Genomic DNA, 15,148 nt, shown 5'->3' with positions numbered 1-15,148 from the left:
GCCCCATACCACCCGTGCCACCGGGCGGGCCCCGGGGCCCCCCGCCCCCGGCCGGCCGCGCCCGCACCCCCCGCGCCCGCCACACCGCCCCCCGACCGGTGACCCCGGTCGGCGGCCGTACGCGTGCGCGGGTCCGGCGGATCAGACCGCCGTCGCCGGGAACGTCGGGTACTCCACGCCCGAGACGTGCTGGACGACCCGGACGACCTGGCAGGAGTAGCCGAACTCGTTGTCGTACCAGAGGTAGAGGATCGCGTTGTCACCGTCGACCTTCAGGGCGCCGGCGTCCACGATCGAGGCGTGGCGGGAGCCGATGAAGTCGCTGGAGACCGCGTCGGGCGCCGTGATGAAGTCGATCTGGCGCTTGAGCGGCGAGGTCAGCGACACCTCGCGCAGGTAGTCGTGGACCTCCTCGCGGGTGGTCTCGCGGGCCAGCTGGAGGTTGAGGATCGCGATCGAGACGTCCGGCACCGGGACGCGGATCGAGCTGCCGCTGATCTTCGCCTTGAGGTCGGGCAGCGCCTTGGCGACGGCGGAGGCGGCACCGGTCTCGGTGATCACCATGTTGAGCGGCGCGGAACGGCCCCGGCGCTCGGACTTGTGGTAGTTGTCCAGCAGGTTCTGGTCGTTGGTGAACGAGTGGACGGTCTCCACGTGGCCGCGCAGCACGCCGTACTCGTCGTCCATGGCCTTCAGCGGCGGGACGATCGCGTTGGTGGTGCAGGAGGCGCAGGACAGGATCTGCTCGTCCGGCTTGATGGTGTCGTGGTTGACGCCGTGCACGATGTTCGGGACGTCGCCCTTGCCCGGCGCGGTCAGCACGACCTTCTCGATGCCGGGGCGCAGGTGTTTCGACAGGCCCTCGCGGTCGCGCCACTTGCCGGTGTTGTCGATGAGGATGGCGTCCCGGATGCCGTACTCGGTGTAGTCCACGTGCGACGGGTCGTCGGCGTAGATCACCTTGATGGCGTTGCCGTTGGCGACGATGGTGCTGCTGTCCTCGTCCACGGTGATGGTGCCCTGGAACTGGCCGTGGATGGAGTCGCGGCGCAGCAGCGAGGCGCGCTTGACGATGTCCTGGGCGCCGCCGCCGCGCACGACGATGGCGCGCAGGCGCAGGCCGTTTCCGGAGCCCGCCTTCTCGATCAGCAGGCGGGCGACGAGGCGGCCGATGCGGCCGAAGCCGTACAGGACGACGTCGCGCGGCTCGCGGCGCTCGATCTTGTTCGTGCCGGTGGCGCCGGCGACCGCCTCGGCGGTGAACTCGGCCACGCTCAGACCGCGGTCGTCGGCCTTGTAGGTGGTGGCCAGCATGCCGAGGTCGATCTGGGAAGGTCCGAGGTCGAGGGCGGTCAGCGCCTCGAGGAACGGCATGGTCTCGGTGACGGACAGCTCGGCACCGGCGATCTGCCGGGCGAAGCGGTGCGTCTTGAGGATGCTGACCACCGACTTGTTCACCAGGGAGCGGCTGTGCAGCAGGACGGTCACGTCCCGCTCGCGGTGCAGCTTCCCGATGAGCGGGATCATCGACTCCGCGATCTCCTCGCGGATCTTCCAGTTGGTGAACGAGTCGTCGTTGACAGTCACAGATCCATCTTTCGAGCTAGGCAGCGCTCATATGATAACCACACCCTGATCAGGCCCTTGGCTGGGGGTGGGCGTCACCCCGGGTGCGTCCGGATTCGTGAATAGGGGTGGATCCGCGTAAGAAACCCGGGTCGTGAATTGCACCCGTACCTGGGCGTGACCAAGGTCGACGACGTGAGTACCTCCTCCGTGCCGCGGCCCGAGCCGACGGCCCCCGCCGGGCCCCTGCGCCGCCCCCGGCTGCCGCGGCCGGCCGCCGCCGGTGCGCCCCAGGGATTCCTGCCGGCCCTCGCCCTCTTCGCGGGCCTGCGGCTCGCCGGGATCCTCGCGGTGATCCTCACGAACGAGCTCCGCGGCCACCCGCTGGTCAGGAACCTGGCCCACTCCTGGGACTCGCGCTGGTACCTGCACATCGCCACGCACGGCTACGGCCGCCTCATCTGGATCGGCCCCACGGGCGCCGTCCAGACCGACTGGGCGTTCTTCCCTCTCTACCCCGCGCTCATCCGCGCGCTCGCCACCGTCCTGCCGCTCACCCCCGGCCAGGCCGGCCTGCTCATCGCCTGGACGGCCGCGGGCGTGGCCGCGTACGGCGTCTACCGCGTCGGGCACCTCCTGTACGGGCGGGGTGTCGCCACCGCGCTGGTCGCCCTGTGGGCCGCCCTGCCGCACGCGGTCGAACTCACCCTGGCCTACACCGAGTCGCTGTTCGCCGCCCTCGCCGCCTGGTCCCTGTACAGCGTGCTGAAGGGCCGCTGGCTGTGGGCCGGCAGCCTGGCCGCGCTGGCGGGACTGTCCCGGCCCAGCGGCGTCGCGGTGGCGGTGGCCGTCTCCCTCGCCGCCGGGTGCGAGGTGCTGCGCCGGCGCGGCCGGGCCCCGGCGCGGCTGTGGACCGGCGCGCTCCTGGCCCCGCTCGGCTGGCTGGGCTATGTGCTCTGGGTGGGCAGCCGCACGGGAGACGTCCTCGGCGGTTACTTCTCGGTGCAGAGCGCCTGGGGCTCCCGCTTCGACTTTGGCGTCGGCTCGGTGCGCTTCCTCAAGGCCCTGCTGCTGCACGGCGGGGGCGTCGTCTACCCGGCGGCCCTCCTGATCGTCGCGGTGAGCGTGCTGCTGTTCGTGCTGCTGTGCCTGGACCGCGCCCCGCTGGTCCTGGTGGTCTTCTCCGGCGTCCTGATCCTGCTCGTGCTCGGCGGCTCCGGCTCCTTCTCCTCCAAGCCGCGGTTCCTGCTGCCGGCCTTCCCGCTGCTCATCCCGATGGCACGGGGCCTCGCGCGGGCCTGGTGGCTGCACCGGCCCCCGGCGGTGGTGGTGTACGGCGCCCTCGCCCTGGCCTCCCTGCTGGCCGGCGCCTATGTGACCGCGGTGGCCCACTCCCCGCTGTGAGCCACCGCCCGCCGCACGCCGACCGTTCCCGCCGGTTGGCCACCGGACGGCCGCGGCCGGCCTCCGGCTGCCTCGGGGCCGGACCTGTGCGGCACGCCGACGCGCGGGCGCGGGCGGGCGCCACCCGGTCCGCCGCGCCGGAAGTGGATCGGGCGTCGGCCGTGGTGACATGATCGGCTCGAGGCCGACGGGGAAGGCGGCGCCGATGAGGCTGCACACGCACGAGTGGGGGACCGGCGACCGGATCGCCGTCCTCGTCCACGGGATCATGTCCGACCACCGCACCTGGCACCGGGTCGCGCCCGTCCTCGCCGACAAGGGGTACCGGGTCATCGGCGTGGACCTGCGCGGGCACGGTGCGAGCGGGCGGGGCGAGTACAGCCCCGGGACCTGGGCCGACGACCTCGTCGAAACCCTCCCGGCGCGGCCCGAGTTGGCGATCGGCCACTCGCTCGGGGCGATGGCGCTGGCCGGTGCCGTCGAACGGCTGGCACCCGCCCGGGCCGTCTACTGCGACCCGGCCTGGGACCTGCGCAAGGAACTGGTCGAGGCGTCCGTGTACTTCACCGTCTTCAAGACTGCGAACCGCACGATGATCAGCAGCCTCAACCCGCGCTGGGACGACACCGACGTGGACGTCGAACTGGCCACGCTCGCCGACTGGGACCCCGCCACGGCCCTCGTCCTCCCGGACATCTACTCGGTCAGCCGCACTCCGGCGTACCCGGTGGTGCCCTCGCTGGTGCTGCTGGCCGGCGCGAGCGACCTCGTACGGCCCGGCCTCGGCGCGGAGCTGGTGCAGCGGGGCTTCGAGGTCCGGACCGTCGAGGGCGCCGGGCACTCCCTGTACCGCGACGACCTCGACGCCTTCATGGGTGCCCTGGACGGCTGGATCTGAGGGGGGCTCAAGCCCCCCGGGGGAGTGTCGTACGGTCAGCGGCGGTTGAAGATCACGCTGGCGAAGCGGGTGCCGTCGGGCGCCGAGTGGCCGGGGGCGAGCCGCAGGGCGGAGCCCTTGCACTTCTTCCGGGAGTAGATGACCAGCGGCTTCTTCGTCGCGTTGCGGGCGGCGCGCGCCTCCTGGGCCATGTCGAAGCACTGGTGGTCCGGCGGGCTGTCGAGGGCGTACGCCTTGCCCTGGGGCCCGATCCAGAGGAACGTGCCGTCGGCGGCGAGCGCGGAACCCGCCGTGGTCAGGGCGAGGGCGAGACCGCCGAGGACGGCGGCGAGCGGACGGCGCAGGCGCATGAGGTCTCCTTCGCGAACGGGGGACGGGGGAGGAGCGGACGAGGCCGCACCGGCAATCTCCCACTCCGGCTCCGTCCGGCCCCGGAGCCCACACGGGCGGTCCACCGTCCGGGGGACGGCGGCGGCGCGGCGGTGCCGTCCCGACGGCCCTCGGTGCGAAGCGCGCGAATCGGGGTAGTCGAGGGGACGCCCGAGGAAAGGACCGTCTCATGACGACCTACGTGATCAGCGTCCCCGGCACCTTCGTCACCGGGGTGGAGGCCGGCACCCGGAATCGGCTGGCCCGGGCGCTGCGGCCCGCCGATCCGCACGGCACCCGCATGGGCGACGCCGAGGACCTGGACGTGCTGAGCGTCAACGACGACAACACCTTCACCCTCCGCCTGACCGTCGAGGCGGACACCGGCCCGCACGCCGAGGAGGCGGCCCGCCGGCTCGCGGACTCCGCGCTGCGGGACGCGGGCCTGGACGAGCGGACCGCGCCGCTCGGACCCGCGGTGATCACCGGCATCGACTCCGAGGTCCGCTGACGCGCTTCACCCTGGGGTGTGATCACCCGATTTCGGTAAAATCTAGGCGTTTGCCAGACATGCAGGCGACCGGCCCGCCCCGAGCCACCGCCCCGCCGGAAGTGATCGATGCCCCGCAAGCGCTCCACGGACGAAGGCGACGAGCTGCTGGCCCGACTCGGTTCGCTCACCGCCCAGGCACGCCAGCGGGCCGAGGTGCAGCGCAGCCAGGTCGAACTGGCCCTCGCCCTGCAGCGCGGCATGCTGCCCAGAGACCTGCCGACCGCCCCCGGCCTGCATCTGGCGGTGCGGTACACGCCCGCCAACCTCGGTCTCAACGTGGGCGGCGACTGGTACGACGCCTTCACCATGCCGGACGGCCGGATCGGACTGTCCATCGGTGACGTGCAGGGCCACAACATCGAGGCCGCGGCCTTCATGGGCCAGGTCAGGGCCGGGCTGCGGGCGCTCGCCTCGGTCACCGGCGACCCCGGCGAACTCCTGGCCCGCACCAACGACCTGCTGCTCTCCCTGGGCAGCGAGCTGTTCGCCACCTGCACCTTCATGCGGCTCGACCCGGCCACCGGGGTGCTGGAGAGCGCCCGGGCCGGCCACATACCCTTCGTGTGGGCCACGGCGGACGGAAAGTCCGGCGTCGTCGACGACGCCGGCGGCCCGCCGCTCGGCATCGAACAGGGCATGGAGTTCCCGGTGACCCGGCACCGGCTCACCACCGGCGGAGTCTTCGTCCTGGTCACCGACGGGATCGTGGAGGGGCCGTCGCTGAGCGTCGAGGACGGCCTCGACCAGGTCGTGCGGCTCGCCGGGATCGCCGCCGTCGCCGGTCTGGAGGCCCGCGCGCTCGCCGCGGCCGTGATCAAGGGCGCCGAAAGCGTCGGGCACGAGGACGACGCCGCCGTCCTGGTCGTCGGCCTGGACGGCCCCGGCGGCCCGCCCTGAACCGGCACCGCAGCGCGGCCCCCGCCCCGGCCGGAGAACCGGAGGAAACCACGCCTCGCCTCGCCGACCGGCGCCCACCGGTGTGAGATGGCTGCTGTGGTGGGTATCGAGGAGCTGCGCCGGCCGGTCGGCTACGCCGTCCAGACGCTGGCCGTCGCCGCCTGCTACTACGCGGCGGCCCGGCTCGGCCTGCTGCGCGAGCTGACCGTCGGGGGCGCCGTCTTCACCCCGATCTGGCCGCCGACCGGCGTCGCCGTCGCCGCGCTGCTGATCCTCGGCCTGGGCTGCTGGCCCGGCATCACCCTCGGCGCCTTCCTCTCCGTCCTGTCCCTGACCACACCCGGACCCGAGGTGCTCGGCGTCCTCGTCGGCAACACCGCCGCCCCCGTGTGCGCGGTCCTGCTGCTGCGCCGGGCCCGCTTCCGCACCGGCCTCAGCCGGCTGCGCGACGGACTCGCCCTGGTGTTCCTCGCCGCGCTGGGCGCCATGGTGGTGAGCGCGACCGTCGGCGCGGGCGTCCTCGTCCTCAAGGGCAGCCTGGCCGCCCACAGCTTCTGGCCGGTCTGGTTCGCCTGGTGGGTGGGCGACGCGATGGGCGTCCTGATCGTCACCCCGCTGCTGCTGTTGCTGCACCAGGCCCGCAGGCCGCTGCCCCTGGGCCGCTGGAAGGAGGCGACCGCGCTGGCCGTCGTCGCCTGCGCGGTCGTACCGCTCGCCGTCTACACCTCGGTCAGCATGCTCTTCCTGGTCTACCCGCTCATCATCTGGGCGGCCCTGCGCTTCCAACTGGTCGGCAGCGTGCTCTGCGCGCTGCTGACCTCCGTGGTGGCCACCGTCGCCGCCACGGACGGCGCCGGCGCGTTCGCCGGGCTGAACCGCATCGAGGTCATGGTGAAGCTCCAGGCGTTCAACGGCGCCATGGCTCTGACCGCGCTGCTGCTGTCCGCCCTGATCACCGAGCAGCGCCAGACCCGGCGCTCGGTCGAGCAGGCCTGCCAGGAGCTGGCGGAGGTGCTGGAACACCTCACCGCGGGCGAGGCCCCGCCGCCCCGGCCGCCGGCGGACCCCGACGGCCTCGGCGACCGGTCATGGCCGACCGGAGCCCCGTGAACCCCGCGCGGTCAGCGGTCCGAGCGGTTCACCGGCCCCTCGTCGTCACCGCCGGGCTCCGCGGCCGGCGTCCCCGCCGCCGTGCCACGGCGCCCGGGGTTCGGCGGATGGGCGGCGCCGGTGCCGCCCGGCTGTCCGCCGCCGGTCGTGCCGTAGCCCCCGGGGATCCCCGGCGGGGTGTCCGCGGCGGCCGCGGCCTCGCTGATGTGACGCCGGGCCCGCACCCCCGCCCGGCGCTCCGGATACGGGTAGTCGAACGGCTCGGAACGCGCGCGCTCGCGGTCCGCCTCGCGCTGCCTGCGCGCGGCCCGCTCGGCCGCCGTCGCGTGTTCGTCCTGCCGCTCACGCTCGAAGTCGTGGTCGTGATCCTGGTCGTGGTCCTTCATGCGCCGCCGGGTACCCGGCTGACGGCCGCCGCCAACGTCCGTCCGGCGTGTCGGACGGCCCGCCGGGGGCACTGGGAGACGATGGGCCGAACCGTACGGGCACGGGGCCGGACCGGAGGGACAGGGGCGGCATGGAACAGCGGCCGGTAGCAGGACGGACGGGCGAGACCACCCCGCGCAGCGCCCCCGGGGAGCCGCCGGCCGACGTACGCCGCCGCATCCCGCGCACCGACACCCTGCTGCGCGACCCCCGGCTGGCCGCGGCCGTGGACCGGCTCGGCGCGCACCGGGTGAAGGCCGCCGTCCGGCAGGCCCAGGAGCGGGCCCGCGCGGGTGCCATACCGCCCGAACAGGTCCCGCGGGCCGCCCTCGACCTGCTGCCCGGCACCGCGAGCGGCCTGCGCCCGGTGATCAACGCCACCGGGGTGCTGCTGCACACCAACCTCGGCCGGGCCGCGCTGTCCGCCGCCGCCCGGCAGGCGGTCCGGGAGGCGGCCGGGCCCACGGACGTCGAACTCGACCTGACGACCGGCGTACGGGCGCGCCGGGGACGCTCCGCGCTCGCCGCGCTGCACGCCCGCGTACCGGCCGCCGGCGCCGCGCACGTCGTCAACAACGGGGCCGCCGCACTCGTCCTGGCCGCCACCGCGCTCGCGGCCGGCCGGGAGATCGTCGTCAGCCGGGGCGAGATGGTGGAGATCGGCGACGGCTTCCGCCTGCCCGACCTGCTCGTCTCCACCGGCGCCCGGCTCCGCGAGGTCGGTACGACCAACCGCACGACCCCCGCCGACTACGCGGCCGTGATCGGCCCGGACACCGGCTTCGTGCTCAAGGTCCACCCGTCCAACTTCCGGATCACCGGCTTCACCCGCTCCGCCGAGGTCGCCGAACTCACCGGCTTCGGCGTCCCCGTCGTCGTCGACATCGGCTCCGGGCTGCTCGCCCCGCACCCCGCCCTGCCCGAGGAGCCCGACGCCGACACCCAGCTGCGGGCCGGCGCCGCCCTCGTCACCGCCAGCGGCGACAAACTGCTCGGCGGACCCCAGTGCGGGCTCCTGCTCGGCCGGGCGGATCTGGTCCGCGCCCTCGCCCGGCACCCGCTGGCCCGCGCCCTGCGCGTCGACAAACTGACGCTGGCCGCCCTGGAGGCCACGCTCACCGGCCCGCCCACCCCGACCGCCCTCGCCCTCACCGCCGGCCCGGCCGCCCTCGGGGCCCGCGCCGACCGGCTCGCCACCGCGCTGGCCGCCGACGGGATCGACGTACGGGCCGTCGAGAGCGCGGCCACGGTCGGGGGCGGGGGCGCACCCGGCGTCACCCTGCCCAGCGCGGCGCTGTCCCTGCCCGAGCCGTACGCCGCCGCCCTGCGCACCGGGCGGGTCCCGGTCGTCGGCCGCCTGGAGGCGGGCCGCTGCCTGCTGGACCTGAGAGCGGTGCCGCCGGAGGACGACGACCGGCTGGCCGAGGCCGTACGGTCGGCCCGGACCACCGCGGAGGGGCGGGCGTGATGCGGGTCCTCGCCACCGCCGGCCACGTCGACCACGGCAAGTCCGCGCTGGTCCGCGCCCTCACCGGCATGGAGCCCGACCGGTACGAGGAGGAGCGCCGCCGGGGTCTCACCCTGGACCTGGGCTTCGTGTGGACCCGCCTCGGCGGCGACGACCTCGCCTTCGTGGACGTGCCCGGGCACGAGCGGTTCGTGCCGACCATGCTGGCCGGTGTCGGACCCGTCCCCGCCGTGCTGTTCGTCGTCGCCGCCGACCAGGGCTGGCAGCCCCAGTCCGAGGAGCACCTGGCCATCCTCGACGCGCTCGGCGTCCGGCACGCCGTCCTCGCGGTGACCCGCAGCGACCTCGCCGACCCGGAACGGGTGCGCGCCGACGCCGTGGAGCGGCTGGCCGCCACCTCCCTCGGCAAGGTGCCCCACGTCGCCGTCAGCGCCGTGACCGGTGCGGGACTGGACGCCCTGCGCACCGAACTGGCACGGCTGGCGGACGCCCTGCCCCCGCCCGACACGGACGCCGACGTGCGCCTCTGGCTCGACCGGGCGTTCACCGTCCGCGGTCACGGCACCGTGGTGACCGGCACCCTCGGCGCGGGCACCCTGCGCGTGGGCGACCGGCTGGTCACCGCGGACGGATCGGCCGTCGTGCGGGTGCGCGGTCTGCAGAGCCTGCACGAGCAGCGGGAGGCCGTCGCCGCGGTGGCCCGCGTCGCCGTCAACGTGCACGGCCAGGGAGACACCGGCCTGGGGCGCGGACAGGTGCTGCTCACCCCGGACCGCTGGCTGTGCACCGAGTTCGCCGACGTACGGGTCACCGGGGAGCCGGCGGCCGACCTGCCCCGGTGCGTCACCCTGCACATCGGGACGGCCGCGGTGCCGGTGACCGTCCGCCCGCTCGGCCCGGACACCGCCCGGCTCACCCTGCGCCGGGGGCTGCCCCTGCGGGTCGGCGACCGCGCGGTGCTCCGGGAGCCCGGCGGCACCCGCACGCCCTGCGGGGTCACCGTGCTGGACGTACGGCCGCCCCGGCTGGCCCGGCGCGGCGCCGGCCGGGCCCGCGCGGCCGAGCTGGAGACGATGACCGGCCGCCCGGACGGCGCCGCCGAGCTGCACCGCCGCAAGCTGGTCCGGCGCGCCGACCTGCGGGCGATGGGCGTCCCGGTGCCCGGCGAGCCCGTCGCCGGCGACTGGCTGGCCGACACCGCGCACTGGAACGCCCTGAAGGACCGGCTGGCCGGCCACGTCGTGGAGTACGCCCGCACCCATCCGCTGGAGCCCGGCCTGCCCACCGAGGCGGCCCGCCGGCTGCTCGGCCTGCCCGACCGCGCCCTGGTCGACGCGCTGGCCGCGGCCCTGCCCGCGATCCACGCCCGCCAGGGCCGGCTGCACACCGCCGGCAGTCTCCGCCCCGCCCTGCCCGCACCCGTCCGCGCCGCGGTGGACGCCCTGCGCCGGGACCTCGCCCGCACCCCGTTCCGGGCCCCCGAGGCCGGGCGGCTCGCCCAACTGGGCCTGGACCGCCGTGCGCTGGCCGCGGCGGCGGCCGCCGGGGCGCTGCTGCGGATCGCCGACGGCATCGTGCTGCTGCCCGGCGCGGACGCCGACGCCGCCGCCGTACTGCGCGCGCTGCCACAGCCGTTCACACTCAGCGAGGCCCGGCGCGCACTGGACACCACCCGCCGGGTCGCCGTACCGCTGCTGGAGTTCCTGGACGCCCGGGGCTTCACCGAACGGGTCGACGACCAGCACCGGCGCTGCCGCACGGGGGCGGGAAACGGAGGCGGACGGGAATCGAACCCGCCTGCCCGAGATCCTCGGGCACCTCGGTTTTGAAGACCGGGAGGGCCACCAGGCACCCACACGCCTCCACCGTCCGTCAGGCTACTGCCCCAGGAGACCACCGGTATGACAACGACACCGGCCCATCGGACACCCGTACGGCTCACCCAGTTCGCGCACGGCGGCGGCTGTGCCTGCAAGATCCCGCCCGGGGAACTGGAGGAGGTGGTCGCCGGGCTGACCGCCGCGCCGCTCGCCGGCGGTGACACCCCGCTGCTCGTCGGCCTCGCCACCGGCGACGACGCCGCCGTGGTCACGCACCGGGGGACCGCCCTGGTGTGCACGGCCGACTTCTTCACCCCGGTCGTCGACGACCCCTACGACTGGGGCCGGATCGCCGCCGCCAACGCCCTGTCCGACGTGTACGCGATGGGCGGCCGGCCCGTCCTCGCCGTCAACCTGCTCGCCTGGCCCCGCGACCGGCTCCCGTTCGAGCTGGCCCGCGAGGTGCTGCGCGGCGGACTGGACGTCGCCACCGAGGCCGGCTGCCACGTCGGCGGCGGGCACAGCGTCGACGACCCCGAACCCAAGTACGGCATGGCCGTCACCGGCATCGCCGACCCCGACCGGCTGCTGCGCAACGACGCCGGCCGGCCCGGGCTGCCGCTGTCCCTGACCAAACCGCTGGGCGTCGGCGTCCTGAACAACCGGCACAAGGCCACCGGCGAGCGGTTCGCGCACGCCGTCGCCACGATGGCCGCCCTCAACCGGGAGGCCGCCGAGGCCGCGCTGGCCGCCGGCGCCGCATGCGCCACCGACGTCACCGGCTTCGGCCTCCTCGGCCACCTGCACAAGCTGGCCCGCGCCTCCGGGGTGACCGCGGTGGTCGACACCGCCGCCGTCCCGTACCTGGAGGGCGCCCGGGAGGCCGTACGGGACGGGTACGTCAGCGGCGGCACCCGGCGCAACCTGGAGTGGGTCGCACCGCACACCGACTTCGGGACCACCGACGAGGACACCCGGCTGCTGCTCGCCGACGCGCAGACCTCCGGCGGGCTGCTGGTCGCCGGAGAGGTCCCCGGCGCGCCGGTGATCGGGGAGCTGGTGCCGCGCGGCACCCATTCCCTCGTCCTCAGGTAGGGCCGCTCACGGCTCCGTGCCGGTGTGCTCGTCGATGCCCGCCCGGATCCGGTACGTCCGCACCAGCTGCACGGCCGCCGGGCCCCGGGGGCGCCGTCCCGGGCGGATGTCGACGGCGAACGCCTTCGTCTCCTGGATGTGCGTGTTCGGATCCAGGGACAGATGCAGCAGCTCGTTGGCCGCGTCCCCGGTGCTGTAGCCGTTCGGCCCCCAGTGGTACGGCAGCCCCACCTGGAGCAGCCGGCGGCCGTGCACGGTCAGCGGGGCCATCCGGTCGGTGACCAGCACCCGTGCCTCGATCACGCCCCGCGCGCTGACGATCGTCGCCCAGCCGGTGTGCGCCAGGCCCCGCTCGGCGGCCAGCTCCGGAGAGACCTCGCAGAAGAACTCCGGCTGCAGCTCCGCCAGGTACGGCTGCCAGCGGGACATGCCGCCCGCCGTGTGGTGCTCGGTCAGCCGGTAGGTGGTGGCCACGTACGGGAACACCCCGGAGCCGGGTTCGTCGCCGCTCGGCTGGTAGCGGTTGTCCGGATGCGGCGGCAGCAAGTGCCGTACCGGATTGCGCTGCTGGTCGTGGAGCAGGTTCGGGAACGGGGAGTCCTGCGGTTCGTAGTGCGCCGGCAGCGGGCCGTCGGTGAGCCCGGACGGCACGTACAGCCACGCCTTGCCGTCGGCCTGCATGATGAACGGGTCCGTGCCGGACAGTGCCTCCGGCCCGGTCGCGTCCTCGGGCGGCTCGTGGTCCGGCGCCTTGTCCTTCTTGAAGTCGGGGACGTCGTGCCCGGTCCACTCGCCCCGCTCGCCCGCGTCCGGGTCCCACCACACCAGCGCCTTGCGCTCGCTCCACGGCCTGCCCTCGGGGTCGGCGGACGCACGGTTGTACAGGATCCGCCGGTTGGCCGGCCAGGCCCACGCCCACTCGGCCGCCACCCAGTCCTGTTCCCGGCCCGGCTTGCGGCGGGCCGCCTGGTTGACGCCGTCGGCGTACACACCGCAGTAGATCCAGCAGCCGCAGGCCGTCGAGCCGTCCGGCTTGAGCTGCTCGTACGAGGAGAGCGGGTTGCCCTCGGCGTCCCGGCCGTTGATCTCGGCCAGGACCGCCTCCGCGTCCGGTTCGGCGTACCGGCCCTTCGTCGGGTAGTCCCAGGCCAGGTCGAGCACCGGCCGGTCCATCTCGTCCGTGGACCGGGCGAGCTTCTCCCGGATGATCCGGCCCAGGTGGTAGGCGAACCACAGCTCGCTGCGCGCCTCGCCGGCCGGCTCGACCGCCTGGTGGTGCCACTGGAGCAGCCGCTGGGTGTTGGTGAAGCTGCCGTCCTTCTCGGTGTGCGCGGCGGCCGGCAGGAAGAACACCTCGGTGCCGATGTCCTCGGTGCGCAGCTCCCCGGTCTCGATCTCCGGCCCGTCCTGCCACCAGGTCGCCGACTCGATGAGCGAGAAGTCACGCACGACCAGCCAGTCCAGGTTGGCCATGCCCAGCCGGATCAGCTTGGCGTTGGCGTTGCCCACCGCCGGGTTCTCGCCGAGCAGGAAGTAGCCCTTGCAGACGCCGTCCAGCTGGGCCATCGTCGTCTCGTACGTCGAGTGCGAACCGGTCAGCCGGGGCAGGTAGTCGAAGCAGAAGTCGTTCTCCGGCGTCGCCGCGTCACCCCAGTACGCCTTGAGCAGGCTCACGATGTACGCCCGCATGTTGCCCCAGTAGCCCTTGTGCGTGGCCCCGGCCTCGACGAAGGCGTTCAGGTCCTGGTTCTGGTGCGCGTGCGGCATCGGGATGTAGCCGGGCAGCAGGTTGAACAGGGTCGGGATGTCGGTGGACCCCTGGATGGAGGCGTGCCCGCGCAACGCGAGGATGCCGCCGCCGGGCCGGCCGATGTTGCCGAGCAGGGTCTGCAGGACGGAGGCCGCCCGGATGTTCTGCACCCCCACCGTGTGCTGCGTCCAGCCGACGGCGTAGGCGAAGGCCGTCGTCCGGTCGCGCCCGGAGTTCTCCGTGACCAGCTCGCAGACCCGGCGGAACAGTTCCTGCGGCACCCCGCAGACCTGCTCGACCAGCTCGGGCGTGTAGCGGGCGTAGTGCCGCTTGAGCACCTGGAAGACGCAGCGTGGATGGGTCAGCGTCTCGTCGCGTTCCGGCTCGCCCTCGCCGATCACCGCACCGCCGGAGCCGTGCGCCTCACCGCGCGCCGCCTCGGCCACCGAGCTGCCGCCGTCGGTGCGGTCGGCGTACTCCTGGTCGCGCTCGCCGGAGACCGCCTGCACCTCCGTACCCGCGTACTGCCAGCTGGAGGTGTCATAGCTGCGGCTGTCGGCGTCCAGACCGGAGAAGACGCCGGCCAGGTCCTCCGTGTCCCGGAAGTCCTCCCGCAGGATCACCGGCGCGTTGCTGTACGCCACGATGTACTCGCGGAAGTACTTCTCGTGCTGCAGCACGTGGTTGACGATCCCGCCGAGGAAGGCGATGTCCGTGCCCGCGCGCAGCGGCACGTGCACGTCGGCGAGCGCGCTGGTGCGGGTGAAACGCGGATCGACGTGGATCACCTTCGCACCGCGGGCCTTGGCCTCCATCACCCACTGGAACCCGACCGGATGGCACTCGGCCATGTTCGAGCCCTGGATGACGATGCAGTCCGCGTTCTGCAGGTCCTGCTGGAAGGTGGTCGCGCCGCCGCGGCCGAACGAGGTTCCCAGACCGGGAACGGTGGAGGAGTGTCAAACACGCGCCTGGTTCTCGATCTGGATCGCTCCCAGCGCGGTGAACAGCTTCTTGAGGAGGTAGTTCTCCTCGTTGTCCAGGGTGGCTCCGCCCAGGCTCGCGATGCCCAGGGTGCGCCGGGTGCGGGTCTCGTCGACCTCCCACTGCCAGCCCGCCCGGCGGGCGGCGATCACCCGGTCGGAGATCATGTCCATCGCCCGGTCCAGATCCAGCCGCTCCCACTCGGTGCCGTGCGGGCGCCGGTAGAGGACCTGGTGCTCGCGGGCGTCCCCGGTGGTCAGCTGGAGGCTCGCCGCGCCCTTCGGGCACAGCCGGCCGCGTGAGATCGGGGAGTCGGGGTCGCCCTCGATCTGGGTGACCTTCTCGTCCTGCACGTACACGTTCTGGCCGCAGCCGACCGCGCAGTACGGGCAGACGGACTTCACCACCCGGTCGGCCGAGGCGACCCGGGGTGTGAGCCGTTCGCTGCGCCCGCTCTTCGCGGCGGCACCGCGGCCGAGCGGATCCGTGCCGGTCAGCTGGCGGTAGACGGGCCAGGAGTCGAGCCAGGTTCGTACGCCCATGACTCCTCCTCCCGCTCGGTCCCTCGATTGTCCCGCAGCCTGGTGGTCACGGCATCTCCGTGACCGGCGACGGGGTACCCCCGCCGGGCACGGCGAAACGGATCCGGCAGGTGTGAGGGCGGCGTCCCGGGGGGACTTGGCCGCTGCGGTGTGCCGGCTGACGCGGACCGACCGACGGCGAGCCGCCGGCCGGCGTCGCGGCCGCGGCGGTCACCTGGCCGTGGGTGAACCGCGAAAAACGTGAGGTCCTGGCCTGCCGGGCCGCC

General features: G+C 74.2%; 11 protein-coding genes, 1 tRNA gene and 1 pseudogene. 8 read left to right on the top strand and 5 right to left on the bottom strand.

Annotation, left to right across the window (positions count from 1 at the left end; all coding sequences use genetic code 11):
• Positions 1-141: 141 nt before the first annotated feature.
• The gene (locus ABZ923_RS18025; RefSeq protein ID WP_361472228.1) at positions 142-1,587 is read right to left on the bottom strand and encodes a glyceraldehyde-3-phosphate dehydrogenase; all 1,446 of its coding nucleotides are present in this window, start codon (positions 1,585-1,587) and stop codon (positions 142-144) included.
• 174 nt (positions 1,588-1,761) lie between these two features.
• Here ABZ923_RS18025 and ABZ923_RS18020 point away from each other — a divergent pair, with 174 nt between their 5' ends.
• Positions 1,762-2,970 carry a hypothetical protein gene (locus ABZ923_RS18020; RefSeq protein ID WP_361472226.1) on the top strand — a complete coding sequence of 403 codons (1,209 nt, stop codon included), beginning with the start codon at positions 1,762-1,764 and terminating at the stop codon, positions 2,968-2,970.
• A gap of 205 nt (positions 2,971-3,175) precedes the next feature.
• Entirely contained in the window at positions 3,176-3,868 is a 693-nt protein-coding gene (locus tag ABZ923_RS18015; protein ID WP_361472224.1) for an alpha/beta hydrolase, read from the top strand.
• Positions 3,869-3,903: 35 nt separating this feature from the next.
• Here ABZ923_RS18015 and ABZ923_RS18010 read toward each other — a convergent pair whose 3' ends face one another.
• On the bottom strand, positions 3,904-4,218 hold the full coding sequence (locus ABZ923_RS18010) for a hypothetical protein (protein WP_361472222.1): 315 nt from the start codon (positions 4,216-4,218) through the stop codon (positions 3,904-3,906).
• Between the two features lie 209 nt (positions 4,219-4,427).
• Between ABZ923_RS18010 and ABZ923_RS18005 the strand changes: the two genes are divergently transcribed.
• From ABZ923_RS18005 to ABZ923_RS17995, 3 genes are all read left to right on the top strand, one after another.
• On the top strand, positions 4,428-4,748 hold the full coding sequence (locus ABZ923_RS18005; protein WP_361472219.1) for a hypothetical protein: 321 nt from the start codon (positions 4,428-4,430) through the stop codon (positions 4,746-4,748).
• A 108-nt stretch (positions 4,749-4,856) separates the two neighbouring features.
• Positions 4,857-5,687, top strand: coding sequence for a PP2C family protein-serine/threonine phosphatase (locus ABZ923_RS18000; protein WP_361472216.1), 831 nt, complete (start codon positions 4,857-4,859; stop codon positions 5,685-5,687).
• 96 nt (positions 5,688-5,783) lie between these two features.
• Positions 5,784-6,797, top strand: coding sequence for an MASE1 domain-containing protein (locus tag ABZ923_RS17995; protein ID WP_361472242.1), 1,014 nt, complete (start codon positions 5,784-5,786; stop codon positions 6,795-6,797).
• An 11-nt stretch (positions 6,798-6,808) separates the two neighbouring features.
• Here the strand turns inward: ABZ923_RS17995 and ABZ923_RS17990 are convergent, their stop codons facing one another.
• Complete coding sequence (locus ABZ923_RS17990) at positions 6,809-7,183, bottom strand: hypothetical protein (RefSeq protein WP_361472213.1); 375 nt, start codon at positions 7,181-7,183, stop codon at positions 6,809-6,811.
• A gap of 131 nt (positions 7,184-7,314) precedes the next feature.
• On the opposite strand from ABZ923_RS17990, the gene selA reads away from it, so the two are divergent.
• Positions 7,315-8,691 carry an L-seryl-tRNA(Sec) selenium transferase gene (gene selA / locus ABZ923_RS17985; RefSeq protein ID WP_361472210.1) on the top strand — a complete coding sequence of 459 codons (1,377 nt, stop codon included), beginning with the start codon at positions 7,315-7,317 and terminating at the stop codon, positions 8,689-8,691.
• A pseudogene (locus tag ABZ923_RS17980) lies at positions 8,691-10,427 on the top strand (SelB C-terminal domain-containing protein); the annotation flags it as partial. The gene selA and the pseudogene ABZ923_RS17980, both read left to right, overlap by 1 nt.
• A gap of 35 nt (positions 10,428-10,462) precedes the next feature.
• Here the strand turns inward: ABZ923_RS17980 and ABZ923_RS17975 are convergent.
• Positions 10,463-10,555: transfer RNA gene (locus ABZ923_RS17975), tRNA-Sec, on the bottom strand.
• A gap of 37 nt (positions 10,556-10,592) precedes the next feature.
• On the opposite strand from ABZ923_RS17975, the gene selD reads away from it, so the two are divergent.
• The gene (selD, locus tag ABZ923_RS17970; RefSeq protein WP_361472208.1) at positions 10,593-11,606 is read left to right on the top strand and encodes a selenide, water dikinase SelD; all 1,014 of its coding nucleotides are present in this window, start codon (positions 10,593-10,595) and stop codon (positions 11,604-11,606) included.
• Between the two features lie 6 nt (positions 11,607-11,612).
• Here selD and fdh read toward each other — a convergent pair whose 3' ends face one another.
• Complete coding sequence (fdh, locus tag ABZ923_RS17965) at positions 11,613-14,882, bottom strand: formate dehydrogenase (RefSeq protein WP_361472205.1); 3,270 nt, start codon at positions 14,880-14,882, stop codon at positions 11,613-11,615.
• Positions 14,883-15,148: the final 266 nt, after the last annotated feature.

The sequence above is a fragment of the Streptomyces sp. NPDC046881 genome, from assembly GCF_040645015.1.
Taxonomy (GTDB): domain Bacteria; phylum Actinomycetota; class Actinomycetes; order Streptomycetales; family Streptomycetaceae; genus Streptomyces.
The sequence above is the reverse complement of the archived record's forward strand: the minus strand, read 5'-3'. Positions and strand labels throughout refer to the sequence as shown.